The 26,809-nt window shown below is 40.6% G+C and carries 24 protein-coding genes and 2 pseudogenes; 7 read left to right on the plus strand and 19 right to left on the minus strand.

From position 1 onward, the window contains the following. Positions 1-1,116 carry a pyruvate dehydrogenase (acetyl-transferring) E1 component subunit alpha gene (pdhA, locus tag N1I86_RS02870; RefSeq protein WP_040341479.1) on the minus strand — a complete coding sequence of 372 codons (1,116 nt, stop codon included), beginning with the start codon at positions 1,114-1,116 and terminating at the stop codon, positions 1-3. A gap of 612 nt (positions 1,117-1,728) precedes the next feature. Between pdhA and def the strand changes: the two genes are divergently transcribed. Next, on the plus strand, positions 1,729-2,283 hold the full coding sequence (gene def, locus N1I86_RS02875) for a peptide deformylase (RefSeq protein WP_003354407.1): 555 nt from the start codon (positions 1,729-1,731) through the stop codon (positions 2,281-2,283). A 181-nt stretch (positions 2,284-2,464) separates the two neighbouring features. Here the strand turns inward: def and N1I86_RS02880 are convergent, their stop codons facing one another. Continuing rightward, a complete protein-coding gene (locus N1I86_RS02880; protein WP_003354406.1) occupies positions 2,465-3,235 on the minus strand; it encodes a Cof-type HAD-IIB family hydrolase in 771 nt (256 codons plus the stop codon). Positions 3,236-3,704: 469 nt separating this feature from the next. On the opposite strand from N1I86_RS02880, the gene N1I86_RS02885 reads away from it, so the two are divergent. Further along, on the plus strand, positions 3,705-3,911 hold the full coding sequence (locus tag N1I86_RS02885) for a DNA-dependent RNA polymerase subunit epsilon (RefSeq protein WP_003354403.1): 207 nt from the start codon (positions 3,705-3,707) through the stop codon (positions 3,909-3,911). Positions 3,912-3,917: 6 nt separating this feature from the next. Continuing rightward, positions 3,918-5,585, plus strand: a complete 1,668-nt coding sequence (gene rnjA, locus N1I86_RS02890) for a ribonuclease J1 (RefSeq protein ID WP_003354402.1) — start codon at positions 3,918-3,920, stop codon at positions 5,583-5,585. 130 nt (positions 5,586-5,715) lie between these two features. Here the strand turns inward: rnjA and N1I86_RS02895 are convergent, their stop codons facing one another. The 13 genes from N1I86_RS02895 to N1I86_RS02955 form a co-directional block, all read right to left on the minus strand. After that, positions 5,716-6,729, minus strand: coding sequence for a cytochrome d ubiquinol oxidase subunit II (locus tag N1I86_RS02895; protein ID WP_003354401.1), 1,014 nt, complete (start codon positions 6,727-6,729; stop codon positions 5,716-5,718). 196 nt (positions 6,730-6,925) lie between these two features. Next, a complete protein-coding gene (locus tag N1I86_RS02900; RefSeq protein ID WP_003354400.1) occupies positions 6,926-8,263 on the minus strand; it encodes a cytochrome ubiquinol oxidase subunit I in 1,338 nt (445 codons plus the stop codon). Positions 8,264-8,711: 448 nt separating this feature from the next. After that, on the minus strand, positions 8,712-9,167 hold the full coding sequence (locus N1I86_RS02905; protein WP_003354399.1) for a TlpA family protein disulfide reductase: 456 nt from the start codon (positions 9,165-9,167) through the stop codon (positions 8,712-8,714). Between the two features lie 213 nt (positions 9,168-9,380). Further along, positions 9,381-9,932, minus strand: coding sequence for a peroxiredoxin (locus tag N1I86_RS02910; RefSeq protein WP_003354398.1), 552 nt, complete (start codon positions 9,930-9,932; stop codon positions 9,381-9,383). 1,050 nt (positions 9,933-10,982) lie between these two features. Then, complete coding sequence (locus tag N1I86_RS02915; protein WP_341094858.1) at positions 10,983-12,113, minus strand: N-acetyldiaminopimelate deacetylase; 1,131 nt, start codon at positions 12,111-12,113, stop codon at positions 10,983-10,985. Positions 12,114-12,229: 116 nt separating this feature from the next. Next, complete coding sequence (dapD, locus tag N1I86_RS02920) at positions 12,230-12,940, minus strand: 2,3,4,5-tetrahydropyridine-2,6-dicarboxylate N-acetyltransferase (RefSeq protein WP_003354396.1); 711 nt, start codon at positions 12,938-12,940, stop codon at positions 12,230-12,232. 139 nt (positions 12,941-13,079) lie between these two features. Next, positions 13,080-13,970: a LysR family transcriptional regulator gene (locus N1I86_RS02925; protein ID WP_003354395.1), complete on the minus strand. Its 891-nt coding sequence runs from the start codon at positions 13,968-13,970 to the stop codon at positions 13,080-13,082. A 44-nt stretch (positions 13,971-14,014) separates the two neighbouring features. Then, a complete protein-coding gene (locus tag N1I86_RS02930; protein ID WP_003354394.1) occupies positions 14,015-15,505 on the minus strand; it encodes an MDR family MFS transporter in 1,491 nt (496 codons plus the stop codon). A gap of 134 nt (positions 15,506-15,639) precedes the next feature. After that, positions 15,640-16,086: a cyclic-di-AMP-binding protein CbpB gene (gene cbpB, locus N1I86_RS02935; protein ID WP_327803223.1), complete on the minus strand. Its 447-nt coding sequence runs from the start codon at positions 16,084-16,086 to the stop codon at positions 15,640-15,642. Positions 16,087-16,561: 475 nt separating this feature from the next. After that, positions 16,562-16,813 (minus strand): YkuJ family protein, encoded by a 252-nt coding sequence (locus N1I86_RS02940; protein ID WP_003354390.1) that lies wholly within the window; start codon positions 16,811-16,813, stop codon positions 16,562-16,564. Positions 16,814-17,194: 381 nt separating this feature from the next. Next, on the minus strand, positions 17,195-17,434 hold the full coding sequence (locus tag N1I86_RS02945) for a hypothetical protein (RefSeq protein WP_003354389.1): 240 nt from the start codon (positions 17,432-17,434) through the stop codon (positions 17,195-17,197). Between the two features lie 72 nt (positions 17,435-17,506). Beyond that, positions 17,507-18,718 (minus strand): EAL domain-containing protein, encoded by a 1,212-nt coding sequence (locus N1I86_RS02950; RefSeq protein WP_003354388.1) that lies wholly within the window; start codon positions 18,716-18,718, stop codon positions 17,507-17,509. A gap of 383 nt (positions 18,719-19,101) precedes the next feature. Then, positions 19,102-19,317, minus strand: a complete 216-nt coding sequence (locus tag N1I86_RS02955; RefSeq protein ID WP_003354387.1) for a hypothetical protein — start codon at positions 19,315-19,317, stop codon at positions 19,102-19,104. 283 nt (positions 19,318-19,600) lie between these two features. Here N1I86_RS02955 and N1I86_RS02960 point away from each other — a divergent pair, with 283 nt between their 5' ends. Continuing rightward, positions 19,601-20,467, plus strand: coding sequence for a metallophosphoesterase (locus tag N1I86_RS02960; RefSeq protein WP_003354386.1), 867 nt, complete (start codon positions 19,601-19,603; stop codon positions 20,465-20,467). Positions 20,468-20,650: 183 nt separating this feature from the next. Here the strand turns inward: N1I86_RS02960 and N1I86_RS02965 are convergent, their stop codons facing one another. Continuing rightward, positions 20,651-21,790 carry an IS110 family transposase gene (locus N1I86_RS02965; RefSeq protein ID WP_341097190.1) on the minus strand — a complete coding sequence of 380 codons (1,140 nt, stop codon included), beginning with the start codon at positions 21,788-21,790 and terminating at the stop codon, positions 20,651-20,653. A gap of 441 nt (positions 21,791-22,231) precedes the next feature. Here N1I86_RS02965 and N1I86_RS02970 point away from each other — a divergent pair, with 441 nt between their 5' ends. The 3 genes and pseudogenes from N1I86_RS02970 to ssuD all read left to right on the plus strand — a co-directional run bounded on the left by N1I86_RS02970 (position 22,232) and on the right by ssuD (position 24,573). Next, on the plus strand, positions 22,232-22,501 hold the full coding sequence (locus N1I86_RS02970) for a hypothetical protein (RefSeq protein ID WP_341094863.1): 270 nt from the start codon (positions 22,232-22,234) through the stop codon (positions 22,499-22,501). An 11-nt stretch (positions 22,502-22,512) separates the two neighbouring features. Beyond that, positions 22,513-23,372: pseudogene (locus tag N1I86_RS02975) on the plus strand (ABC transporter permease). 61 nt (positions 23,373-23,433) lie between these two features. Then, positions 23,434-24,573 (plus strand): FMNH2-dependent alkanesulfonate monooxygenase, encoded by a 1,140-nt coding sequence (gene ssuD, locus N1I86_RS02980; protein ID WP_327824352.1) that lies wholly within the window; start codon positions 23,434-23,436, stop codon positions 24,571-24,573. Positions 24,574-24,718: 145 nt separating this feature from the next. Here the strand turns inward: ssuD and bioC are convergent, their stop codons facing one another. The 3 genes and pseudogenes from bioC to N1I86_RS02995 form a co-directional block, all read right to left on the minus strand. Further along, positions 24,719-25,540, minus strand: coding sequence for a malonyl-ACP O-methyltransferase BioC (bioC, locus tag N1I86_RS02985; RefSeq protein ID WP_341094865.1), 822 nt, complete (start codon positions 25,538-25,540; stop codon positions 24,719-24,721). Further along, on the minus strand, positions 25,537-26,262 hold the full coding sequence (locus tag N1I86_RS02990; RefSeq protein ID WP_341094867.1) for an alpha/beta fold hydrolase: 726 nt from the start codon (positions 26,260-26,262) through the stop codon (positions 25,537-25,539). Before N1I86_RS02990 ends, bioC begins: the two co-directional genes overlap by 4 nt. Continuing rightward, positions 26,259-26,789, minus strand: a pseudogene (locus N1I86_RS02995) (aminotransferase class I/II-fold pyridoxal phosphate-dependent enzyme); the annotation flags it as partial. The pseudogene N1I86_RS02995 and the gene N1I86_RS02990, both read right to left, overlap by 4 nt. Positions 26,790-26,809: the final 20 nt, after the last annotated feature.

Below are 26,809 nucleotides of genomic sequence, written 5' to 3' on the forward strand. Positions count from 1 at the left end.
TTACTTCGACTCCTTTTCTTTATATAATTCATATTGTTCTTTTAAGTTATAAGGAAGCTCTTCGTACATAATAGAAATCAAATCGGTCACTTTTTGTTTTGGAGCTTCGTCCGCTTTTTTAATGGCAGCTTTAATTTCTTCTTTTGCTTTTTCGATTGTTTCATTTTCCATTTCTTCGTTCCATAATCCCTTGCCTTCAAGGAACTTGCGGAAACGTACAATCGGATCTTTTCTTTCCCATTCTGTATCTAGTTCAGATGAACGATAACGAGTTGGGTCGTCACCTGACATTGTATGAGGTCCGAAACGATAACAAATCGTCTCAATCAGTGTCGGTCCTTCTCCGTTAACGGCACGTTCTCTTGCATCACGCACAGCCGCATAAACAGCCAATGGATCCATTCCGTCCACTTGAATGCTTGGGATTCCTGCCGCAACCCCTTTTTGAGCTATGGTTTTAGCTGCTGTTTGTTTTTCTCTTGGCGTAGAAATCGCAAATTGGTTGTTTTGAACAATAAAGATAGCTGGTGCTTTGAACGCGCCCGCAAAGTTGATTCCTTCATAGAAATCCCCTTGTGAGGAACCTCCGTCACCTGTATATGTAACAGCTACAGCTTTTTCTCCTCTTTTTTTCAATCCAAGTGCAATTCCTGCCGTTTGTACATATTGAGCACCGATAATAATTTGTGGAGGAAGTGCACGAACTCCTTCAGGCATTTGTCCTCCCATATAATGTCCGCGAGACCATAGGAACGCTTGTGATAACGGAACACCATGCCATACAATCTGCGGTACATCACGATATCCAGGGGCAATCCAGTCTTCTTTTTCGAGAGCAAAATGGGAAGCAATTTGAGAAGCTTCCTGACCTGCCGTAGGAGCATAAAAGCCCAGCCGGCCTTGACGGTTTAAAGAAATGGAACGTTGGTCCAAAATGCGTGTAAATACCATCCGCCGCATCAGCTCTTGAAGCTGTTCATCCGTTAATTCAGGAAGCGCTGCTTCGTTAACGACCTTTCCTTCTTCATTTAAAATTTGAAACATTTCAAATTGATCTTCTATCGCTTTTATCTTCTTCTTCACATCAAGTGGTGCTTTGTTTGCTTTAGCACTCATTCGTGTCACCTCTTCCTTTCTTCCATAACAATGTTCATATTTAGTAACAGAATACCCCAAATAACAGTTCCTAACCCCGACGATGACGATGGTTATGAGTGAATCTGCCTGTGTATGAAAAAGCACCGCAAACTGTACCATTCATTTTCCGTATTTTCATTAGTACAATTTTCATTTTACGAACCTAGTTTAAACCATTTTTCTTTAAAAAGTCAAACAAAATAGCAGTTTTTCTTTCATTATTTCTTTCTGTATTATTCAAATATAATAATCTGTTTTATAAACACGGTTTGTTTAAATCTTTCTGTTATATAGAAGTAATACGGCGTTGTTTCCGGTTCAAAATCAGCTGTTGTACACTTCTTCCTCATTTCTGCCCATATATGGAGCCAAGGAAGAAATCTAGTTTCACTAGAAGCGTATACTGGTTTTAGAGGTCATTTATCGACAGTGAGCGTTTATTAAATTATAATTGGTTGATTCGACCATTGAGAATTTAGAAGTATGGATAGAAATCGCTTTTCGCGCGGGACAAAACCATTAACAAATGAATGATCATTTGTTAGACTTAATTACGGCAGTTGTAAATTTCTGTCGAAAGGAGGAATTTTCATGATAACCATGAAAGATATCATTCGTGATGGACACCCAACTTTGCGAAAAGTCGCTGAGGAAGTTTCACTGCCGCCGTCCGATGAAGATAAAAAAATACTAGAGAGTTTAATCGAGTATTTAAAAAATAGCCAAGATCCGGAAATCGCCGAACGATACGGATTAAGGCCAGGCATTGGACTAGCAGCGCCGCAAATCAACGTTTCCAAAAGAATGATTGCTGTCCATGTGGAAGACGAAAATGAAAAACTTTACAGCTATGCGCTTTTTAATCCGAAAATTATAAGCCATTCAGTGGAAAGAGCGTATTTAGCTTCAGGAGAAGGCTGTTTATCAGTAGATAAACCGATTCCAGGCTATGTACCTCGATATGCAAGAGTGACTGTAAAAGGGTATGACTCGGAAGGAAATGAAATCAAATTACGGTTAAAAGGTCTACCGGCAATTGTTTTTCAGCATGAAATTGATCATCTTAACGGTATCATGTTTTACGATCATATTAATAAAGAAAATCCATTTGCACCTATTGACAATGCAGTAGCAATTACGCGCTGAAAAAATAAGATCAATCGTTACTGTTCAAATCAAAAGAAATTTCCGTTTAGAAAAACAGTCAAATTGTCAAAAGGCCAACCCTTTCCATGAAGACTGCGGATCATTTTTCATCCATAGCCAAAATGGAAAGGGTACAACCTTTTTTAGAGGTCGACGTCAGTCGCCGTTTGGGAAAGATGATTTAAATAAGCTGCAACCTTTTTAATCCTTCATAAATTCCATCCTCGGCCACATCTTTCGTGACGATATCCGCTTGTTTTTTTACAGGAGGCAATGCATTTCCCATGGCAACGCCCGTGCCTACTGTTTGAAGCATTTCGATATCATTCAATCCATCACCGAACGCATAAACGTCTTCAATACGAAATCCAAGCTTTGCGATCAACTTTTTAATCCCTTCCGCTTTAGAACCGCCTGCAGGTAGTACATCCACTGAATACTCATGCCAGCGGATAAAACGAAAGTCGGAAAAACGTTCTTCGTAATAAGCCTCCTCACCTGGTTTGCAAAACAATAGCGCCTGGTAGATATCATGATTTCGATAATAATGAGGACTGTATTCCGGATGTGAAAATTTCAATGTGCCCAAGCTTTCTTCTATATAGCGATGATGGTGTATATTCGACTTCATCGTTTTGTCAGTCATAAATACGAGCGGATGATTTCTGCCATTTGCCTCTTTTTCCAACCGTTCCATCTGGTCAACAGAAAAAGGCCGATGATAGATCACTTCGTTTTCAAACACAACATACTGGCCATTAAAACTGACAAAAGATTCGATTTCTAATTCTTCCCTTAAATTGGCAAACATAAACGGAGCCCGCCCGGTTGCTATCGCAGTGTACACCCCGCTTTGCTTTAACAACTGAATCGCTTTTTTCGTATTTTCGGGTAGTTTTTTTTCATGGTCCAACAATGTGCCGTCTATGTCAAAAAAGACTATTTTACTCATCACTCAAACTCCTCACATAGAATCATTACTTGATGGTTAAGGTAAACTACAAGCACCATTTTGTCAAATAGGTTAAATGTTCCAACACGGGCAATGCAAATTTTTCGGTCAATTCCATATACTATCAACAGTATATAAACTAATGTGGGAGAGACGTAAATGACAATGCTGGCCATCTTAAGGGCGGCTTTTCCTTTGGACAAGTTTGTAGTACAATAAAGGCAAGGGAGTGATCCACTATGTTAAAGAAGCTTAAAAAAAAGCTCCTAAAACAGTGGAAAGACCTATTACGCAAAAAGTCTATCGCTTAGTTTTTGGCACCGCCCTTCTCTTTTGGGAGGGCTATCTTTATGAACAGTTTTTTTGTGTAAATTATTGGAAATGATTTAGCGCTATGAAAATGCATGAAAAAGTTAATAACTTTTTATATAATAGAAAAAGTTACTAAAACGGCAAAGGAGTGAGTACATTGATTTACAAAGTTTACTATCAAGAATCAAACACGGAGGTTCCAACTCGCGAAAATACAGTCGCTTTGTTTATAGAAGCAGACTCTGAAAGGGATGTACGCCAAAAATTAAAAGATCGCCCCATCAGTATCGAATATATTCAGCCACTGGAAGGGGCCTATTTGGAATATGAAAAACAAAGAGAAGACTTCAAGGTGGAGAAATAGACATATATGAAATTTGTAAAAAATGATCAAGCAGCCGTTTTTGCCTTAGGAGGATTGGGCGAAATCGGAAAAAACACTTATGGCGTACAGTTTCAAGATGAAATCATCCTTATCGATGCCGGAATCAAATTCCCGGAAGACGAACTGCTGGGAATTGACTACGTCATTCCGGATTACAGCTATTTAGTCAAAAATGAAGATAAGATTAAAGGTTTATTTATTACCCACGGCCATGAAGATCACATCGGTGGCATCCCCTATCTTCTGCGGCAGGTAAATGTTCCGATTTACGGAGGAAAATTGGCTCTTGGTTTAATTCGAAATAAACTGGAAGAACATGGTCTATTAAGACAAGCGAAACTGCACGAAATTCGCGAAGATGACGTGATTAAATTTCGCAAAACGTCTGTCACCTTTTTCCGGACAACACACAGCATTCCGGATTCATATGGAATTGTTGTTAAAACGCCTCCTGGGAATATCGTTCATACGGGAGATTTCAAATTCGACTTTACTCCCGTCGGTGAACCTGCCAACTTAACCAAAATGGCGGAAATCGGAAAAGAAGGCGTTTTATGCCTGCTATCGGACAGCACAAACAGTGAAGTACCTGAATTTACAATGTCGGAACGGCGGGTAGGAGAAAGCATTGAGGCTATTTTCCGAAAAGTAAAAGGCCGGATTATTTTTGCCACATTCGCTTCAAATATTCACCGTCTCCAACAGGTAACTGAAGCAGCGGTTCAAAACGACAGGAAAATTGCCGTTTTTGGAAGAAGCATGGAATCGGCTATTGAAATCGGGCAAGAGCTTGGCTACATTCGCTGTCCGAAAGATACATTTGTTGACACTCAAACGCTTAATCGCCTGCCTGCCCATAAAGTCACCATACTTTGTACGGGAAGCCAAGGTGAGCCGATGGCTGCTCTTTCAAGAATCGCCAATGGAACCCATCGGCAAATTCAAATTCAGCCAGGAGATACGGTCGTATTCTCCTCTTCGCCAATACCGGGTAATACGATCAGCATTAACCGCACCATCAATTTGCTTTATCGAGCAGGTGCCGATGTGATTCACGGTTCCTTGAATAATATTCACACGTCCGGGCATGGCGGACAGGAGGAGCAAAAATTAATGCTCCGCCTTATTAAACCGAAATTTTTCATGCCGATCCACGGTGAATATCGGATGCAAAAAATGCATGCAAGACTGGCAATGGATTGTGGTATTCCGGAAGAAAATTGCTTCCTAATGGACAACGGTGATGTATTGGCTCTTGGAAAAAATTCGGCAACGATCGCAGGAAAAATCCCTTCTGGCTCCATCTATATTGATGGAAGCGGAATCGGAGACATCGGAAATATCGTATTAAGAGATCGCCGAATTTTATCGGAAGAAGGTTTAGTCATTGTCGTTGTCAGTATCAATATGAAAGAATTTAAAATCGCTGCTGGACCTGATATCATCTCACGCGGATTCGTCTATATGCGGGAATCCGGTGATCTTATCAACGAAGCTCAAGCGATGATCACGAAGCATATCAACAAAATGTTGGAACGAAAAACTTCTCAATGGTCGGAAATAAAAAACGAAATTACCGACACCTTGGCACCGTTCTTATATGAAAAAACGAAACGGCGCCCAATGATCCTTCCAATTATTATGGAAGTTTAAAACAAGCAAAAACCTCCTTTCAAAAAAGGAGGTTTTTGCTTGTTTTAAAGGGGCTCTGGACATTGTTCTGAGTCTCATTAAAAGCCACTACAACGATTCTTATGAATAGCATCCTTACATTCAATCACATTCATTTTTTCCCTCTTACATAATCCGCATCGAACAAAAATAGTCTCATAAGCAGAACTAAAGACGGGATTAAAAGCAAAAGCCCGAATATAAAAGCAACCACTAATGAGGTCCCCATTGCCGGATTGGTCACATTTTCATGCACGGTAATAAAAGGATATAAAATATACGGTAAATGTGAGACTCCATATCCAAAAAAGGCAAAGAAAAATTGCAGCATAACGAAAATAAATGCAGTGCCAAATCGTTTTTGACGGTAGATAAAATAAACAGCTGTCAGAAAGCAAATTAACGATAAGGCAAACATCCACCAATAATCAAGAGCTCTGTCATAATGAACAGGATTATGGACTTTAAGACCCCAAAATACGAGTAAGCTTGCTAAAATAGTCGGAGGGCTCCAAAAGAGAGCAAACTTTCTCAACAACGTTCTTGCCTTAAGGTCATTCGCCCGATCAGCATAGTAAGTCAAAAATGCAGCACTGATAAAAAGAACGGAAACAATGGCTAAAAAGACAACGCTCCATGAATACGGGCTGGCAAACAGCTTATTGGCCAAAAAATGCACTTTATGATCCTTCACCTCTATAAATCCGCCTTCTGAAATAGTCAACGTCGTCGATAAAGCGGCAGGAGACAACAAGCCGGTTGCACCGTATAAAAATGAATAAACGAGGCTTCTTCGCGATCCATAATTTCCAAATGCATAAAAAGAACCTCGAATCGCCAACAAAAGAATCGCAATGCTACCCGGAATCAACAGAGCGGTGCCATAATAATAGGCTGCCGCCGGGAAAAATCCGACTAAGCCGACAAAGAAAAATACAAAGAATACGTTTGTCACTTCCCAAACCGGCGATAAATAACGGCTAATGAGTGTATTCATGACATGTTCCTGCTTTGTAATTTTTCCATAGAAATCAAAAAACCCTGCTCCAAAATCAATGGAAGCCACTATTAAATATCCATATAAAAACGTCCATAAAACAGTGATTCCAACGATTTCTAGGCTCATTGCTCATCCTCCTTTCCAAATTCCCTTCTACTTGCATACATAAGTCTGAATGATGAAATGTTGAATGTAACACTTTCATTCTGATAGTCCTTTAAAAGGAGTAAACACACTGCATTCTCCCTTCATATTTGACTCTTAGAATAGACTTTGTCGATCAGCTGTCCATTTCGGAAACAATCAAACTCCAACGCTGAAACTATTTCGGATCTACATAAGGGAATCGCCGTTCCAATTCCACTTCTGCCGGATTATTTTTAAACATTTTACTCAGGACAAAACAGCACATAATGGTCAAAATGAAATACAAAATCGCAAACAATGTAAATGCCAGACCCACTCCATTTCCTTTTGTGGCCGCATCTGCCACTTTCATATACCCTCTTAAAATCCACGGCTGCCGACCTACTTCATCTAACATCCATCCTAGTTCGATGGCCAGCACCGCCAACGGACCGGAAGCCACGATCGCCCACAACAGCCATTTGTTCCATTCTTTTTTCTTAAAGGCCCATAAGAGAATATATAGAGCAGAAACAGCTGTAAGAAAAACACCAATTGCAACCATCAAATCAAACATATAGTGAATAATCAGCGGCGGTCTTTCATCTTTTGGAAAATCATTCAACCCAATTACTTTCGTATCAACAGAATTTCCGGACAAAAAACTTAACATCTTTGGAATGCGAATTTCATAATGGACATCATGATGGCGATCCAATGAACCAAACATGATTAAATCGGCACCTGTTTCCGTATTAAAATGCCATTCTGCCGCCGCCAATTTTTCAGGCTGCCGGTGCGCTAAAAATTTAGCCGATAAATCTCCCGCCAACGCCGTAAAAATAGAGAAAACAAGCGTGCATACCATGGTCATCCGCAGCGCCTTCTTTTCATATTCCCCCCTTCTTCCTCGCAAAATAGCAAAAGCGCTGATTGCGGCTAAAATCACTGCGCATGTAACATAACCGGACGATATCACATGCAGTACTTTGGAAGGTGTAGCAGGGTTAAACATCGCTTCGATCGGATTAATATTCACCGTTTTTCCGTTTTTTAATTCAAATCCTTGCGGTGTATTCATAAATGAATTTACAGTCGTGATAAAAAGTGCCGAAGAAGAAGATCCCACCATCACCGGTATGGAAAGCAACCAGTGATAAATACGGTTTTTAAAGCGATCCCAAGTGTAAAGATAAATGCCTAGAAAGATCGCTTCAAAAAAGAAAGCGAACGTTTCCATAAACAGTGGAAGTGCTATCACCTGGCCGGCAACTTCCATAAATGAAGGCCATAGCATGGATAATTGCAAGCCTATAGCCGTACCTGTCACAACGCCAACGGCAACAGAGATCGTAAATCCTCTCGCCCAACGGCGCGCGAGCAGCAAAAAGTGAGGATCCTTTCGTTTGATCCCAATGAACTCAGCTAAGGAAATCATCACAGGCACGCCCACGCCTAACGTTGCAAAGATAATATGAAAAGAAAGCGTCATTCCTGTTAATAAACGGCTCAACATGACGTTATCAAATTCCACTTTGACCCCTCCCTACTACATGTATGGCAATCTTACCAGCCAGATTGCCATCCTATCATTTTCATCATGTTGGAAATTCATTTTCCATACGATCCGCTTTCTTTTATATCTTTCCCAAATAAGCTTAAGAAAACCATAAAATCATACTGTGATGAGAAAAACTCCCTGTTCTGTTGACAAAGAGAGCAAACAAAAATACATTCAAAATTCATAATAAAAACCGATCTAGTAAGATCGGTTCCATGTGTCGATGTATTTTTATTGCCATATATATGAACCACTATTCTAAATATTCAGTCTAAAAAATAATCAGGTTGTCGGCTATATCGACGACAACCTGATTAAAATTTTTGAGCATGCAAGTACAGAACAACTGTCGCTAAATGCCCGATTGGTTCTATTGACCTAAGTGAAGATGAAACTTTATATTAATGATCATAGCTTCACTTTATTCGCTTTTTTCGGATTCTTCCAATACGCGATTCACGCGTTTTTCAAGCATTTTCATCCCACTTCCGCCAGCTTGGAAATGACGGAGTTTTCCTTCTTTATCAAATACATAATAAGCCGGTACGTATTGGTTTTGAAATGCATCTGTCAATTTATGTTCGTTATCAACAAAAATAGGCTGTGTAATTCCATGTTGTTCAGCCACTTCCTTAATTTGATCGATATCCAAATCTTTCTCGGAACGAGGCATATGGACAGCCACAACGTTTAATTTATCTTTATAACGGTCACGGAATTCGTTTACTTGTGGCATTGCTTCTTTACAAATATGGCAGCTTACAGACCAAAAATGGATTAAAGTAGGTTTTTCACCTACAAGTTGGTCTCTTGTCACCTGTCCGTTGAGCCAAGTCGTTGCACCGGTTAATTCCGGCATCGGTTCACGCAATTTCATGGATATATTCCTCCTTATTCATTTTGAAAAAAGGCCTAACGACTTCGGTTAGGCCTCCTTCCAATCACGATCCTGCTTCCCATTTGCAAATCATTCCTCTTACTTAGAAACCGGCTGTCGTTTCCAATCTACCGGAAGAATTCAAGCTAGAAAGGTGTTCAGACGAATGGGGAAAGCTGGATTAACTCTCTTATTAGTAGTTAAAAGCTAAGCTTATTTTACTTCCAAAGTAGCTTGACCTGGTTTCCAGTTTGCAGGGCACAATCCACCCGTTTGAAGTGCTTGAAGCACACGGAGTACTTCATCGACGTCACGGCCGATATTGTTATGATGAACTACTTGATATTGAAGTTCACCTTCAGGATTGATGATGAAGAGACCACGAAGAGCGACACCTTCTTCTTCGATTAGAACACCATAATCACGAGCTACTTTTTGGTTATGGTCAGCTGCAAGTGGGTATTTGATTTCTCCAATTCCGTTTTCGGAACGGTCAGTATTGATCCAAGCTAAGTGGGTATGAACGGTATCAGTAGAAGCACCGATTACAACAGCATCCAGATCTTCAAATTCATCATAGCGGTCAGACATGGCTGTAATTTCTGTTGGGCAAACAAATGTGAAGTCCATTGGGTAGAAGAATAAAACAGTCCATTTACCGTTTTTCATGTTTTCTTCCAAGCTAACTTTTCCAAATTCTTTGTTTGGCAATACTGCTTCCATTTCAAAACGCGGAGCTTGCTTCCCTACTAAACGTTCTGCCATGATACAGATCCCTCCAGATATTCTAAATTACTTTCTCCTGATTACACTTGTCATTATAATAAATAATACATTGCTAGTCAATTCAATTAAAATAAGTATAAAAAAGAAATAATTTTAATCAGAAGAAATTCTCCTTTTTTATTATGTCCCATTAAAAGGAAAACTACTACGATTGGAATTGATTACTATTTTCATTTTAAGTTTACCATGTTTTTTTAGCGGAACAAAATATTATGCCTTCATTTCAAAAGAACCTTTTTAAATCATTATGGTATGGAAGCACTTCTGTATAAACTTGAAAATGGAATGTTAAAAATACGCCTTCATTTAATCGAGTAGGAGGGAGCGATTAACTCCCGTCCTCTCACACCACCGTACGTACGGTTCCGTATACGGCGGTTCAATTAAGATAATTGACGCAAGTCTTTATAACTTCCGTGAATAGCTGTTCTCTTTATGCCAGTGGTCACTCCACCCTCCAAGAGGTCTCCCACGGGATTCACCGCTTCCTCCCTCAAGTGAGGTACTACGTTTTCTGTGTTCATCATGACTCACTGAATACCAAGGGCTATTCTCTCTTCATTGTTCGGTCCTTCTTAGTTGTTCTAGACCAACTAATACTATGACCTCTGCTGACTTCTGACGGTTCAGCTACTTATCACTAAGTAGGTTATGAAGAGTACTTCACATATCCGCCAGACCTCCCCGGGTAAGTACATGCACTTTCACACCATCTATCCGCCTCATTTACTCGATATGACCTTCGACAGAAAGAGCTTTGTTTTGTTATGCAAACTCACTCCATCATACCTAGCCTTATATGAGGTTCGTGTTCCTCGGACCGGTGTTTTGCCTCCAGCTTCCTTCAGATTCCGCGTCACCACGGACACCCTTGCTCTTGGCTAACCTCTACTTCTGTCTTCGGGGTTCGGGACTTACACCCTATAGTTCATGTACATGCCGGGCGCACATAGAAAAGGGCTGCGCTGCCAATAGCAGACGCACGCCCTGTTGTAATCCATTCCATTCGTTTTTATGATCCGTCGAATTTCATTCGCGGTTTGACAAACTGGCCAAGTAAGAGGTGACAGCTTGAATACCGGTTTCAATCGCCTTTTCATCAGGATTTAACTTAGAATGGTGAAGTCCATAAGGCGAACCAACTCCCAACCAAAACATAAACCCAGGAATTTCTTTCAGCATGTAGCCAAAATCTTCACCCGTCATCGCTTCACGGCAAGGAACAAATGTGATATCCTCTTGCTTTTCCAAGAAACGAATAAAATCTCGGGTCAGCTCAGGATCATTGTTCACTTGATAATAACGACAACCATAATCTATCGATGCCTCGCAATCAAACGCTATCTCGATGCCATGCAGAATCGCTTCAATCCGTTCTTTTACCTTTTCCATCGCTTCCGGGGAAAGGGTGCGAATGGTTCCTTCCAATCGAGCCGTTTCAGCAATAGCGTTTTGAACGGTGCCGGCAGTCATTTTCCCTATAGTAACGACTGCGCTGTCAAGTGGATCTACATTTCTGGATACGATCGATTGCAACTGTGTGACAAGATGGGCTGACGCTATCACCATATCCTTTGTTTTATGAGGATAGGCAGCATGTCCCCCTTTTCCTTTTAAATCAATATACAATTCCGACGTATTGGCAAATAGCAGTCCTTCTTTAAGGGCAATCGTACCGGCCGGATATTCGGGGGCTATATGAAGGGCAAAAATCATGTCGGGTCTCCACTTTTTCATTTGTTCGCTCTCCATCATCGGCAAAGCCCCGCCCGGTCCTTCTTCAGCAGGCTGAAACAGAAAAACAAGATCATCACGGACAGGATGATGAACAAAATGCGTTAACACACCAAGGGCAATACTCATATGAACGTCATGACCGCAAGCATGCATACGCCCTGGATGTGTGGATCGAAAAGGCAAACCCGTTTCTTCCTCGATGGGGAGCCCGTCCATATCTGTTCGATAGCCAATCGTTTTTTCAGGTTTTAATCCTTTTATTTTTACAAAAATTCCGGTTCTCCATGTTTCTATTTCCATTCGTTCTTGCGGTAATGTTTGAAGATACTCAAGCAAATATTTCTGCGTTTTTACTTCTTGAAAACCAAGCTCTGGAATTTGGTGTAAATCACGGCGTATTTGAATAAACTGGCTGATAGCCATGCGATTTCTCCCTTTCTTTCCTTTTTCCGTAAACGGCGGAACGTAGAAAGTTCATCCGCTTCCTTTAATGACAAACTACAAACAAGCGTGGATGCTGGCATCCACGCTGATTCACATTATAAATTCCGAAGTTCCTGCATAATTTCTGTTTTGGATTTTGTCTTTTCATCAATTTCTTTGATCACTCTTGCAGGAGCACCGGCCACCACCGTATTAGGCGGAACATCTTTTGTTACGATCGCACCGGCTGCTACTACCGAACCTTTTCCGACAGTTACACCCTCCAAAATCACCGCATTAGCGCCAACAAGCACATCATCTTCAATAATGACAGGTTTTGCAGAAGGCGGTTCAATTACACCTGCAAGAACGGCACCTGCTCCTATATGGCAGTTTTTCCCGACAGTCGCACGTCCTCCAAGAACCGCATTCATATCAATCATCGTTCCTTCACCGATAACGGAGCCAATATTAATGACGGCACCCATCATGATGACGGCCCCATCGCCGATTTCCACTTGATCGCGGATAATGGCACCAGGTTCGATACGTGCATTGATTCCTTTTAAATCAATTAGAGGCAAAGCAGAATTGCGGCGATCATTTTCGATTACATAATCCTCAATGCGATCTTCATTGTTTTGAATCGCTTGTGAAATTTCCGCCCATTCGCCGAACACTACACCTGTATTGCCGTTAATAAAGGTTTTGGCAGAAGGACCAAAGTCGATTCCATCTAAACTTCCTTTTATATAAACTTTTACCGGTGTAGATTTTTTGCTGTTGCTGATAAATGAAATGATCTCATGAGCGTCCAACATTTTCATAAAAAAATTCTTCCTCCTTGTCCATTTTTGGCAAACCACTCAATATGTATTTTTTGCAGCGGTTGAACACAAACCACCGTAAAAGCAGATGAACGTTTGATACTACTTTAGCAAAGGAAAGTCCTTAGTACAAGAGATTTTATTCAAAACTTGTCGACTGCTCTGCCAAATAATCATTGACTACTTCCACAAAAGCCTCCACCTGTCTGAGTTCAAAGGCGGAATCATATCCCATTAGCCAAGTATCTCTCGCCATTGGCAGCCCATGTTCATCGTGAAGAGGAATTTTATAAAAATCTGATTCCCACTGATGAAGCGTGATCGCAGGGAGAATCGCATAGCCGATCCCGTTAAACGTCATCTGCTTGCACGTTTCGATTTGATCGACAATAATCGTTCGTTTTGGGGCCATTTGAAACTGACGATGCCACCAATTCTGGATTTCTTGATAATAGTTGGAGTCGCTTTTAAATTGGATAAACGGCCTGTCGGTTTCCAATACTTCTTCGACTCGGCGAATTTCCTTGTCAACCAGGTAAAGCCTGTCCTTGAATAAATGAATTTTTCGGCTTTTCCAATCGGGTGTACCGCGAAGGATGCCTATATGCACTTCTCCTTCATAAAGCGCCTTCGCTATTTCGCTGCTCCATCCCGTCATCAATGAAATCTTGGCATGAGGATACTTTTCGACAAATTGCTTTAATACTTTCGGAAGCCAATTTTGCCCTACAATGGAGGCACAGGCAATTTTTAGCGTACCATGTACTTCCGATTCAAATGAATGAATTTTTTCCAGCACTTTTTCTTTTCGTTCCAGAATTTCGTTTGCAAAATCCACCACCAATTCCCCGGCAGGTGTCAAAGTCAACCCTTTCGGGGAACGGTTGAACAACCTTGTTCCCCATTCTTTTTCAATGTTCTGCAAACGCTGAGAAAGAGCGGGCTGAGATACAAACAACCGTTCAGCCGCTTTTCGCATATTCATTTCTTGAGCCAGAACAGATAATAGTTGAAACTCCGAAAAAGACATGACCTATTTCCCTTCTGTTCGTTCTATTTTGCAAGAAATTCTCGCTATTCTTTTTTAGGCAAAAACATCACCAAAACAAAAGAGAGAAGACCGCAGAAAAAGACAAACAAAAATACAGTATGCAGGGAAGCGGACAAACCGTTTCTCAGAACGGAGACTAAACTAGACGGAATCCCTCTATTCCCGCTGTTGCCGAGCAAAGAATTAATTGAATTGATAGAAGCATGTTGAGAATCTGTACGGTGTTCCAAATAACGCTGGAGGCGACTGTTTAAAATTCCCCCAAGCAAAGCAGCACCGACTGTATTTCCAAGATTTCTCATAAACATATTGGTAGCTGTGGCGATCCCTCTTTGCTGCCATTCAACCGTGCTTTGAATGGATACAATGAAAGCGGTGGATGTTAATCCCATCCCCACTCCGACGAAAAACGAAGAGACAGCCGCCCATAACGGACCTGAGGACGATTTCATGAAAACAAAAAGCAATCCACCGATAACAAGAAAGATCCCTCCGAGCAGCGAAGTATATCGGTACCCAATTTTTAATAATAATCTTCCGGATACGGTAGAAGCAATCGGCCAACCAATGGACATGGCCGTCAAGGCAAATCCGGCAATGGTGGCATTTTCTCCCATCACACCTTGTACATACGTTGGAAGAAAAGAACTAATGCCGATCAGCATCACTCCCGTTATAAAGGAAACCACATTCGCAATAGCAATAGAAGGGACCTTCCAAATGGCAAACGGAACGAGAGGCTCTTTTGCCCGCTTTTCCTGCCAAATAAATAAGCCCAAAAAAAGGACTATTCCAAACCATATTCCGACGCTGGCATTTGAACGCCACCCAATATTCACTCCGCCTTCCACTAACAAAAACATAAAAGAGGAGATAGCGATTGTAAAGAAAATCGCCCCTAAGTAATCAATTTCGGCATTTTTCTTCTCTAAATGTTCATGAAAAAACAGCCAAATGCCAAGAAGCGATAGCACTCCCAAAGGTATGTTCATCCAAAAAACAAAATGCCAGCTGACATATTCCACCAATATTCCGCCGACAGCGGGACCGACAATGGCCGAAATACCCCAAACACTAGATAAATATCCTTGTACTTTTGCTCTTTCTTCTTTCGTATAAATATCGCCAATAATCGTATTCGCTATTGGCATGACAGCTCCTGCTCCAATACCTTGAATAAAGCGATACAAAATAAGCTGTCCCATCGACTGAGCAAACCCACACAAAGTCGATCCAATTAAAAATAAAATGATTCCTATCGAAATGATTGGTTTACGGCCTAACAGATCGGATAATTTCCCATAAATAAGAACAGTGACCGAATTCATAAGCAGATAAGCAGAAAACACCCAGCCATAGAGGGAAAATCCTCCAAGATCAGAGACAATGTCAGGCATTGCCGTTGAGACGATCGTCGATTCAACAGCACCCATGAACATCGCCAGCATAACAGCCGCAAGAACATAAGGCCGCTTTGTTTGCTTCAAACCGGAAACAGATGCTTCGCTATCCATCATCCACAACACCTCTTTTCAATCGCGAATTCCCATTCATTGTTTCAATCTTCCTGAAATGAAAATGCAGCCCTATTAAACGGGGATTGGATATTTGCCAAAAAGAGAGATGCTCCCAATACCGGGAGCAGCCCTTAAAAATGATTTAATTGATCCACGTGGCGGTTTAATTGCTTTAATATGATTCTCCTCGTTAAAATGCCTTCAAAATATCCACTGTCGTCCACCGCACAAAGAAAAGGATGATCAATCAATAATCCAAGCGCCTTTTTAAAGCGATCATCAGATTTTAACGTAGGAATTTTAGAATTATATACATCTTTTACCTTTAATTGTTCGAGTCTTTCAAATTCAATCCGTTCAAGACCGAGGATTGCTTCTGTGATCATTGGAGAACTGATAAGCCCATGTAAACGAAATTGAGGATCAAGGACAGGAATTGCGGTATAACCGCTTTTTGTCAGAACTAGAAGAGCATGTTCCAAGCTGTTTTCTAACTGTACATGGGCTACTTTTTCAGAAGGAATTAAGAAATCCGAAATCTTTGTTTCTAAAAATTTTTCGCTTTGGAAAGAAATCATTCCATCTCCTCCAGATAAAATTGCCGCTTTATGTAAGCGCTTGATTTCTTTTTACATTTTACCATATACCCGAATTTCTTGCTCCTAAAACACCTTGGAAAATATAAAAAAGGAATAAGCCCTTCTAAGTTCAGCAAACAAAGCACTTAAAGCACTTTATCAGTTCCGCTGCCTAAAGAACTTGACGCTCTTGCAAAACAGCTATGACCGATCCGTCGGCTTTTTAGAAGATTGATCAGACAAAATTTTACGGATTTCCGTCAATTCCTTTCTTGTTCCTGCGAGCTCTGCAGACATCAGCAGCAAAAAGAAAAGTTGGATGATTAACAAAACAATGATAAAGGTCACCGGTTTCACCCGCACTCGTTATTTATATTTTGAATTTCTGTCATTATACCAGAAATTGATTCTTATCTACAGTATTTTGACATGAAAAATCCCCTATTGAGACCAAATCCTCAACAAGGGAACTCGATTATTGCTGCCGTTCTTCCTGAAGTAAATCAAAAATTTCAATGGCGGTCATATCGATGTCATCAAACGGATACTTTTTGGATTTACCGTCTTGATCGAACACTTCTAACTCAAACGTATCTTTATTTGGGAAATATTTAACTTGGCAAATGGTTTTTCCGTTCAGTTCAAACAGCCGTTGCTGGACCTCTCCTGTCTCGCTTCCTTCTTGCAATGACTTGAGTCGTTGAATAATGCCGAGCAATTGTGACATACGCTAGGATTCCCCTTTCTAAATAAATGGTCTACTTCCGCCCGTACAAATTAGTGTAGAAAAAAAGAAACAAGAGAAATATACCATACATCTTTTAAGCCGCCAACTATTTTATTTTTTTCAAATTTTTTGAGCCTCTGCTAACATGAAGGAAGCATAAACATCTTCTTGTGTACAGTTTCAAAAAATGGAAACACATCTTGCAAAAGAAATACAAGATAAGCAAAGATAGAATCGATCCGAGCGAAAACTTTCCTTTTTTCCTATTGAAGAAATAGATGTAAAGAATAACATGTTCTGATATTGTCTACATGATTTTCCATCCACTAGTCACAATGGCCCGTTTTCTTTATTCATGATTCTGAACGAGGTCTGGTCCTTCTATAAATAACCATAAATGACCGCCTCATAAAATATATAAAAAAGAACAAGCCCTGTTCCGATCACTACGGTCCATATAACAGGGTTTCGAATATAGGGATGATCTTGAACAGCTTTTGGGATCGCTGAATCGTATGTTCGTTTCAGTTTTTGCTCTTGTATGATCAGAATCGTGTACAAAAGAGATCCGGAAACCACTACAACGCCCGCCAATGTTAAAATCCACATAAAAAAACTCATATTCAGCACCTCTAGCCTTATATTGTGTATAGTTAATATGTCCAGGTGCTGAATGAGCTATTCGAACCTATTTTAATAAAGAAGACCATCATGCTCGTATAAATAATCGTACGTAATGTCCATAAATAAATATTCATGATCATTGACTGGATAGGAGAACGTGCGGATTATTTCCCCTGTTTCAAGATCAGAATACAAATCTGATAATAAACCGGTACGGTTTTTGCGCATGCGGAGAATGTTTTCCAGAAAATAGGGACGCCAGCTCCAGTTTTTATTTAAATACTCCGGTTGTACAATCCACTCCCCATCCTTTTTCAACAAGTTCGGCGTCACTTCAAATCCGTTTTCATCACATATGTAGAAACGAAAACACATCGGATCAAAATAAGCAGCCAGTTCTTTGAGCAGTTCAATCCTCGAATCCGTTTGTTTCCTTAATTTCGGCAAAAGTGTTTGCAAATCGTTTTGTATGGATTCCGCCTGAAGATATACTTTTTCCAGCATGCGCTTTTCATGAAGAATAAATTCTTGGAATTTTCTCCTCAATTTCTCCTTAAGAACATCGCAAGGCAAAAAACCGGGTATTGGCTCTTGCAAGTAGCAGCCTTGATAATACCGGCCTCCATGTTTCCACGCATATTGAAGCTGAAATTCGATTTCAATTTTTTCAAAAAGCAGAGAAGCGCCGATTTTTCTTGCTAATATCGACAAAGAGTGAAGAATGTCTTTGTATGCCCGGTTCCCGGCATCATGTCGAAGAGCTTGCAAGCTGACTTTTAATATATCCGGATCAGAACCGGTAAACTTATGAATATTGACATTCTCTTCCCCAATATGATCAATCGCAATTTGTATGCCAAATGTTTTATAGTATTGTAATAGATGTTCAAGATCACTCGTATATTTTTTTTCCGAAATCTCAAGCACAATTTTATGTAGATCAAGACCCGTTTCTTTGTACCCGAGCAATATATTGAGAAATTCTTCTTCTTTGTCCATCATCAGTAAACGAGCATCCCTGTTGATAAACAGATGTCCTTCCGCTTCTTCCTCCATAAAACGATTGAGCGCCTGCCTTAAGATGTGATTATCCGCCTCTAACCGAAATTCATCCGGCACTTCCTCATCTTCAAAGAAATCCCCTAAACTTACCGGTCCATTTTCCCCTAAATATCTTCCCAACACCTCGTATCCAATGATGCTATGTTCATCTGCGCTAAAGATCGGTTGAAAGTAAGGAACTACTCTATCTAAATTCGCCATAATTTCCAATGCGTCCATAAACAAGCCCCCATCAGCAAAAATCTTGTTTCCGTCTTTTATTTAGAATAGGCCAAACGGCTTTTCCTAAGCGCATATTCAGCAAAAGTATGAACATAGGGAAAAATTCCTTGTCCCATTTCAAAAATGTGCTATATTCTGCTTTATTAGCCGGAAAAATCGCTCGATTCAAAATACTTGAGGTTGTCGAATCATTCAAAAGTTCGCTAATTCTACCAATCATCCGCTTCTTACGAACTTTCTCTTAACAAAAAATTTAAAAATCTCAATTATATTATATGAAAAAAAGCGGGTTCCCGCCAGAATGACCCCCAATGATCCTCGTCCTTTTTCATTGTTTATAAAAAAACGCTGATAAGAGAAAAATTCCGCCGAAGCGGAATTTAGAGGTTTTCATTTATTAATCTTTCATTTAATTTATTTAATGTTTGAATGATCGTCTTCTTTTTATTATACCCTTTCATATTGATGGTATATTCATGATACTGGGCAAACACCTGTCCCCAGCTTCCGGGAGCATCAAATCCATAGATAAACACCCGTATCATTCCTTTTTTAGAAGGAAGGAAAAACATTTCAAACCGATTTTCTTTTTGCACGGCTGCAGCCTCCTTTAAGCTGCCATCTTTTATTGTGCAGCTTCATCTATTCAAAAAGTAACACTTGAATCGAAAATAAGCAATACATTTGATTGCACGTCCATAGAATAATAACAGAAACTTTTTGAATCAGTTTACTAGAAAGCAAATGATTCGTGTTTAGGAATGACAGCACTTGCTGCTGCAACATGAAAATTCCCGTTTTTTGAAAAGAAAAAACGCCAATCCACTTTTTATGAGTGGGTATCCCCCATGACAAGAATAGGTGTGGATCAACGTGAACATGAGAATATCGAGAAGAATGTTTCTCCAAAAGATGGCAGGCACTTTTTTGGCTTTTCTAGGGTTGTCCGGCGGAGGACTGGCCTACGCACATTATATAGAACCGAAACGGCTGGATATCCATGTGGAAGAATTTTACCATCCTCTCATTCCTCCGTCATTTGACGGAATGTCGATCGTTCTATTCAGCGATACTCATATTGGATTTCAATATACTTTGAATCAATTGCAAAAACATGTCGCCATCATCAATTCTTTGCAACCTGACATTGTATTCTTTACAGGCGATTTGTTAGACCACCCTGGTCAGTTTCCAAAAAAGCATGTTCTCCCTGACATTCTCGGGAAAATCAAAGCCCCTTTTGGAAAGTTCGCCGTTTACGGCAATCACGATCACGGAGGCTATGGAACAGAAATTTACAAAAACATCATGGAAAAATCGAGCTTTCAAATTCTCCGCAATGAAAGCAGAACAATCTCTATGATTAACCAACAACGCATCTACATCGCTGGAATTGACGATGCTATGCTCGGATCACCGAATCTTTATGAAACGATCAAAAAAATCCCAGAAAATCAATTTACGATTTTATTATCTCATGCACCTGATTTAGCGGATGAGGCTTCTCTTTTTCCTATTCAACTACAATTGAGCGGTCATAGCCATGGCGGACAAATCAAACTGCCTTTCATCGGGGCATTGATTACCCCACCCTTTGGAACAAAATATCCAGAAGGACGCTATGAACTGACAAAACACCACAGACTCACACTTTATGTGAATCGCGGATTAGGCACCACCCGTCTTCCATATCGTTTTTTCGCCGTTCCCGAGATTACAAAAATCGTTTTGAAATCAGTTCCTTGAAAATTTGGAATCTCACTGTTTAGTTCGTTGAAAGACTTTTTTCTGTGAAAATAATTTCCTAGGTTTCCTCGTATATTACGGGCGGAAGCAGGCAAACCTAAACAAAGACCGAAAAAAGTCAATAAGAAAGCAGAGCTACCTGTGGGAGGTAACTTTGTATAAATCTTTTTGACTTTGGTTATACTAGTTAATTTGCTTTTCTTTAAAAGCCTCCTTGTTGATAAGCATGGAGTAAATGATCCGAAGCATTCGATGCGATGTGGCAACGAGTGCTTTTTTCTTTCCTCTTCGTGCTGCCAATGACCAATATTTTGCTGCTAACCATCTGTTTCGGCATCTTGACACTGCCCAAGCCGCCTCGCACATGGCGGATTTGATAGGTGGATTCCCTTTTACCGTCCTTGTACTATACCGTTTTCCTGCACTTTCTTTGTTCCCTGGACACACTCCCGCCCATGATGCTAAATGTTGTGATGTTGGAAACTGACTCATATCTACACCCATTTCGGCGATAATGACGGCTGCTGTGTCTTTCTTAATGCCGGGTATCGTTAGAAGTAATTGAAGTTCTTCCTGATATTTCTGTAATAAAACATCAATTCTTTGTTCAATTTCGGTGATGAGGGATTCCAAATATTCAATGTGCTGCCAGGACTGACGAATCAGAAAAAGCTGATGCTCGTTTATTGTTCCAAATAAGGAATCCGCAATCCTCTGCTTTTTCGAAGCCATTTTCCCATGAATTCTTTCTTCAACATCCTTTACATCTACATATCCTTTTTCGATGAGGCGATTGAGCAGCTTTCTTCCTGAAACCCCAAACACATCTGAAATGACCGTACTTAATTTAACATTTGAGGCTTCCAATACTTTCTGAATCCTGTTCTTCTCAGAAGTTACGTGGCCAATCCATTTCTTTCTCAGCCTTGTTAAATCACGCAGCTCCCGAATATCTACCGGAGGGACAAAACTCTTTTCAATTAATCCATGGCGCAATAATTTTGCAATCCATTCAGCGTCAGAAACATCCGTCTTCCTTCCAGGTACGTTTTTAATCCTCTGGGCGTTCGCCAGGGTTATATCGAAGAAGTCCTCTAAGATATTGAACACGGGTTTCCAGTAGACTCCCGTACTTTCCATCGCAATGTGGGTCACATCATGGTCTTCGAGCCATTGTAACAACCGGAATAAATCTTTGGTCAAAGTCGGAAAGGTTTCTGTTTCCTTAATTAGTTCATCATCCTTTGAACCAATCAGAACACAAGCCACTATGGTTTCTGAATGAACATCCAATCCTGCACATCTTTCAATAAATACTTCCATCCAATCACTCCATAAAGATAGGATCACAAACAGTGAGTGAATTTGAAAATAAGCATTTTTCTGTACGTAGTCATCCTTCCATTTGGAAAGAGCTAACAAAGGGTTGAACACCAAATTCACTCAAACAGTTTTGTGTTCAGGGTCGAACCACCAAAAAAAGCCACGTATAATGAACTGTTTGTGTCTTTACCAATATGGACGGGAAGGAACTATTTTCATGCACGGGTTGGGAGAGAGACGATCATGAATGTTTTGTGTCTTTGAAATCCTTATGGCTCTTGGGTCAAAAAATATGCAAAATGCTCATCTTATGAAACATTAAAACATAATGCTAGGATTTTAACGACCGAAAAGCAATTAAACAGTTTTTCGCCGAGTTTTATGCTCGTACGTTCCCAATTTGCAGAAGAACATCCGGATTTAACAGTGAAGTTCTTGAAAGTGTATGAACAGGCACGGCTTTGGGAAAAACAGCATTTCAACGAAGCCGTTGCGATCTATGCCAAGGCGAAGAATTTAGATAAAAAGGTTGTGGCCAGCGCATTGAAAAACAATCCATCCACCAACCTGCCGATCTCTAGCAAGATTATTCATGCTCAGCAAGAAACGGCTGATTTTCAATACAAGAAACATATCATCCAGAAAAAAATCGATACAAGCAAAGTAGTAGATAATCAATATATCAATCAAGCACTATCAAACAAAAAGTAGGTGAATAAAAAATGAGCAAAGCAGGAATGACAGCTGAAATACCGGTCTCCACGCCACGTCAATCTGAGAAGAAATGGAAATCTATTTCGCAATCTTCCGGAAAAAGAAGAAGGTATAGATTACTTTCCGGATTTATACTCCCTGTTATCATCATTATCATTTGGCAATTAATAGGGTCTCTCGGATGGGTGACGAAAACCGTATTGCCGACACCGTGGGAAATTATTTTGGCGGCTAAAAATTTAGCCGTCTCAGGGGTTTTGTTCACAATATGAAAGTGAGCATTATTCGAGCCTCATGCGGATTTGTCATTGGCGGCGGATTGGGATTGGCTTTGGGAACTCTGGTAGGACTATCGGCAAAATCCGAAAGTTTATTAGATCCAACTTTACAAATGGTGCGGACTATTCCGCATTTGGCGATTACCCCGCTATTCATTCTGTGGTTTGGCTTGGGAGAGGAATCGAAAATTTTATTAATCGGATTAGGCGCATTTTTTCCGCTATACGTCAATACCTTTTTAGGCATTCGTAAAGTGGACGCAAAGCTTTTTGAAGTAGCGCGCATACTTGAATTCAGCAAATGGAAGCAAATCAAGCTGCTGATCGTGCCTTCCGCTCTTCCCAATATATTGTTGGGAATCCGTTTATCGCTAGGAGCCGCTTGGCTCTCTCTAGTCGTAGCGGAACTGATGGGTTCTACGTCGGGCCTTGGCTATATGATGATGGACGCCAGACAATTTAGCAACACGGATATCGTATTTGTCGGCATCATCATTTTTGCCATTGTCGGAAAATTAACAGATTCATTGGTCAGGCTGATGGAAAAGCATTTTCTAAAATGGCAAGACACTTACAAAGGTGAAGTATAAGTTGAAATGGGTTTATTTAAGATGAATCATCCATAATCGTTCATTTAAAGGAGTGAAAAACATGGAAATATTCTGGTTTATTCCTTCTCACGGCGATGGAAGGTATTTGGGAACGACAAAAGGCGGACGTGCAGGAACTTATCATTATTTCAAACAAATTGCTCAAGCTGCCGACCAGCTGGGATATAAAGGAGTGCTGATTCCGACGGGTAAATCATGCGAAGATCCTTGGTTGTTGGCTTCATCGCTGGCCGTCGAAACCGAACGATTGAAATTTCTTGTTGCCGTAAGGCCGGGATTAATGTCCCCAACACTCGCGGCCAGAATGACGGCTACGCTTGATCGAATTTCCAAAGGTCGATTATTGATAAACGTCGTAGCCGGAGGCGATCCGGTAGAATTAGCGGGAGACGGGCTGTTCATAAGTCATGATCAAAGATACGAAGCGACAGATGAATTTTTAACGATCTGGGAAAAATTATTAAAAGGCGAAACGGTCACGTTTGACGGACAACATCTAAAGATTGATAGTGGCGAACTTCTTTTTCCACCCGTACAAAAACCATATCCGCCTGTCTTTTTTGGTGGATCGTCTGAAGCCGGAAAAAAAGTGGCGGCTAAACACGCCGATGTATATTTAACGTGGGGAGAACCACCAGAGCAAGCGGCCAAGAAAATCGAAGAAGTCAAGAAGTTGGCAGAAGAACAAGGCAGAACAGTTGAGTTTGGCATCCGATTGCATGTAATTGTGCGGGAAACGGATAAAGAAGCATGGGAAGCGGCAGACAAACTGATACACTATGTCGATGAAAAAGCCGTTCAAACAGCAGATCAAGTCCTTTCCCGGTATGACTCGGTCGGACAGAAACGAATGAGTGTTTTGCATCGCGGGGCAAACAAAAGCAGACAATCATTAGAAATAAGCCCTAATCTTTGGGCGGGGATCGGATTAGTAAGAGGAGGCGCCGGCACAGCCTTAGTAGGGGATCCCGAAACAGTTGCAAAAAGAATATTGGAATATCAACAAGCAGGATTTAATCGTTTTATATTATCCGGATACCCCCATTTGGAAGAAGCGTATCGGGTGGCTGAATTGTTATTTCCATTGTTGCCTTTAGAACAACAAAATAATGAAAATGAATTCTTTCATTACGGTGAAATTATCGGAAATAATATATCGCCGAAATTTATCAAAGTATAACAAAGTAAGGGTCACCTCCTGTCCGTATAAGCGGCAGGAGGTGTTTGTTTTCGATAAAGCCATCAGATAGAATGAAAACAGAACAAAAATGACAGAGATAAAGGATCTGATTATGTGATTTTAAACCTCTTTCCCTTCTATCAAATCATCGTTTTAACGCAACTTCTATGAATAAGCAATGATAAGTAGCTGTTATAAAGCCATTTTCTTGAAAATCACGCTCATAGATTTTTATCATTTCTTTTAATATCGAAGGTCGTTGGAAAAATGGCCCTTGATTGCTATTCGTGGCCCCTATTTTTTTCAAAGAAGTGAAAAAGTCTCTCACAGAGAGGAATCGTTCTTTTTCAATGGTCTCTATTCCGACGATGGTCGAATGTGGATGAACCAATCGAATCGTACGATCGCATAATTCTAATAAATCCTTTAATGAGTAAAACGGCTGCCCGAGTCTGGCATTCGTATAGATTTGCCATTTTTTCAACGCTCGAAAAAAAGAAGTGTGAAGTTCATGGAATGTTTCGGCTCCAAATGTTGAAAAAAGAATCCTTCCATTATTCTTTAACGAATGGCTAAGACGAATCAGAGTATTCTCCATATCATTCAGCCATTGAAAGGTTGCATTGGAGATGATAAGATCATACCGTTCTTTTAGCCCCATTTCCTCAATATCACCGCAGAGAAAATGTACCCGTTCATCGTTGATCCGCTGTTTCGCGATTTCGATCATTCCCGGTGCAAAGTCAATTGCGGTTATCGTTGCTTCGGTCAATTGTTGCGACAGTTTCTTCGTCAAATATCCTGTACCACAGCCAATCTCCAGAATATGGATCGGAGCGAATTCACTTTCTTTCCCATCCATCCGCTTCAATAACTGAGTCCCCATTTTTTTCTGCACGCTTGCAAATTGATCATACGTTTTGGCATGGTCACTAAATCGTTTTTTCAGCAACGGTTTATCGATCATTGTTCTCCCCCTGCAAATAATTGAATCAACTGTGCACATTCGTCCGTTTTCGTTAAAAAAGGAGCATGTCCGGTTTTCGGCAATTTATAGAGAAGCGCCTTGCCACTTGTCTGTTCCACAATGTCTTCTGCAGCGGATAGCGGGCATATTGCATCTTTTTCCCCATGAATGAGTAATAATGGAGCCGAGATATCTCTCACAGCAAAACGAACATCTGCTGACATTAAATAGTCAAGGCCTGCTTCTAAACTATTTGGTTTATCACAATGAAAGTGATCGATGAAATCGATCTCCTTCCCTTTTTCGTCTTCATAAAGCAACGAGTTTATAAAAGTAGAAATCGTTTGTGCGCGATTACGAATCAATTGCCTTTTCATTCGTTCCACTATCCGTCTATTCCATCCAGCGTGATAACGATCTCCTTGAATAAATCGACTCGTACCGCTGATGAGAACTATGCGCTCGATTTTTTCGGGAACAGAAAAAGCAAGTTCAAGAGCGATCAACGCTCCAAGCGACCAGCCCACGGGAACAAAAGAAGAAAGCCCTTTTTCCTCTATGAACTGAAGCGCTTTTCGTTTAAAATCAGCTGCTTTATCAATCCCATCCCATTCCACTTTATAGATGGCAAAAGTCGATTTTAGCCTTTCTTCAAGAGGACCCCAAATCGTTCCTTTCATTCCCCATCCCGGAAGGAAGACTAGAGAATGTTGATGTTTCACGAAATCACCCCCAATTCTTTTCCAACGGCGGCCACTTGCTCAAGCGTCCAATCTAGTTCCTCTTTTGCGAATGTCGACATAAGGGAGAAACGGATTCGTGCTGTCCCCTCCGGAACCGTAGGAGGCCGAATGGCGACAGCAGCAATACCTTTCTCTTCCAATTTCTTACTAAAGAGAACCGTTAACTCATTGGAACCGATCATGATCGGAACGATTTGTGTCTCGCTTGTACCGATATCAAAACCTATTTCATATAGTTTTTTTCGAAAATAATAACTATTCTCTTGCAACTTTTTCCGGCGTATCGTCTCTTGCTGGACAATGGAAATCGCTGCAAGGATCGATCCCAATGCAGCAGGCGGCAATGCGGTGGTAAAAATAAAGCTTCTCACTTTATTGATGAAATAGTCGATGATCCATTGTTTTCCGGTTGCGTAAGCTCCAAAAGACCCCAGAGCTTTGCTGAAAGTCCCCATTTGAACATCTACTTGCTGTTCAATACCTAATAAATGAAGGAGACCTTCTCCTCATAGCCATCAAGTTAAGA

Source organism: Bacillus sp. FSL W8-0116 (assembly GCF_038003825.1).
In the GTDB taxonomy this organism is placed as follows: Bacteria; Bacillota; Bacilli; order Bacillales; family DSM-4216; genus Bacillus_O; species Bacillus_O smithii.

Excerpts from the sequence above, each read along its gene's own strand:
- bioC (WP_341094865.1), bottom strand. The coding sequence starts at position 25,540 with ATGATCGATAAACCGTTGCTGAAAAAACGATTTAGTGACCATGCCAAA.
- N1I86_RS02915 (WP_341094858.1), bottom strand. The coding sequence starts at position 12,113 with ATGGCTATCAGCCAGTTTATTCAAATACGCCGTGATTTACACCAAATT.
- N1I86_RS02930 (WP_003354394.1), bottom strand. The coding sequence starts at position 15,505 with ATGGATAGCGAAGCATCTGTTTCCGGTTTGAAGCAAACAAAGCGGCCT.
- N1I86_RS02965 (WP_341097190.1), bottom strand. The coding sequence starts at position 21,790 with ATGGAAGTATTTATTGAAAGATGTGCAGGATTGGATGTTCATTCAGAA.
- N1I86_RS02905 (WP_003354399.1), bottom strand. The coding sequence starts at position 9,167 with ATGAAATTGCGTGAACCGATGCCGGAATTAACCGGTGCAACGACTTGG.
- rnjA (WP_003354402.1), top strand. The coding sequence starts at position 3,918 with ATGAAATTTGTAAAAAATGATCAAGCAGCCGTTTTTGCCTTAGGAGGA.
- cbpB (WP_327803223.1), bottom strand. The coding sequence starts at position 16,086 with ATGATTTCTTTCCAAAGCGAAAAATTTTTAGAAACAAAGATTTCGGAT.
- def (WP_003354407.1), top strand. The coding sequence starts at position 1,729 with ATGATAACCATGAAAGATATCATTCGTGATGGACACCCAACTTTGCGA.
- N1I86_RS02910 (WP_003354398.1), bottom strand. The coding sequence starts at position 9,932 with ATGGCAGAACGTTTAGTAGGGAAGCAAGCTCCGCGTTTTGAAATGGAA.
- N1I86_RS02950 (WP_003354388.1), bottom strand. The coding sequence starts at position 18,718 with ATGGACGCATTGGAAATTATGGCGAATTTAGATAGAGTAGTTCCTTAC.
- N1I86_RS02945 (WP_003354389.1), bottom strand. The coding sequence starts at position 17,434 with ATGAGTTTTTTTATGTGGATTTTAACATTGGCGGGCGTTGTAGTGGTT.
- N1I86_RS02895 (WP_003354401.1), bottom strand. The coding sequence starts at position 6,729 with ATGAGCCTAGAAATCGTTGGAATCACTGTTTTATGGACGTTTTTATAT.
- dapD (WP_003354396.1), bottom strand. The coding sequence starts at position 12,940 with ATGAAAATGTTGGACGCTCATGAGATCATTTCATTTATCAGCAACAGC.
- N1I86_RS02960 (WP_003354386.1), top strand. The coding sequence starts at position 19,601 with ATGAGAATATCGAGAAGAATGTTTCTCCAAAAGATGGCAGGCACTTTT.
- N1I86_RS02880 (WP_003354406.1), bottom strand. The coding sequence starts at position 3,235 with ATGAGTAAAATAGTCTTTTTTGACATAGACGGCACATTGTTGGACCAT.
- ssuD (WP_327824352.1), top strand. The coding sequence starts at position 23,434 with ATGGAAATATTCTGGTTTATTCCTTCTCACGGCGATGGAAGGTATTTG.
- N1I86_RS02940 (WP_003354390.1), bottom strand. The coding sequence starts at position 16,813 with ATGTCACAATTGCTCGGCATTATTCAACGACTCAAGTCATTGCAAGAA.
- N1I86_RS02925 (WP_003354395.1), bottom strand. The coding sequence starts at position 13,970 with ATGTCTTTTTCGGAGTTTCAACTATTATCTGTTCTGGCTCAAGAAATG.
- pdhA (WP_040341479.1), bottom strand. The coding sequence starts at position 1,116 with ATGAGTGCTAAAGCAAACAAAGCACCACTTGATGTGAAGAAGAAGATA.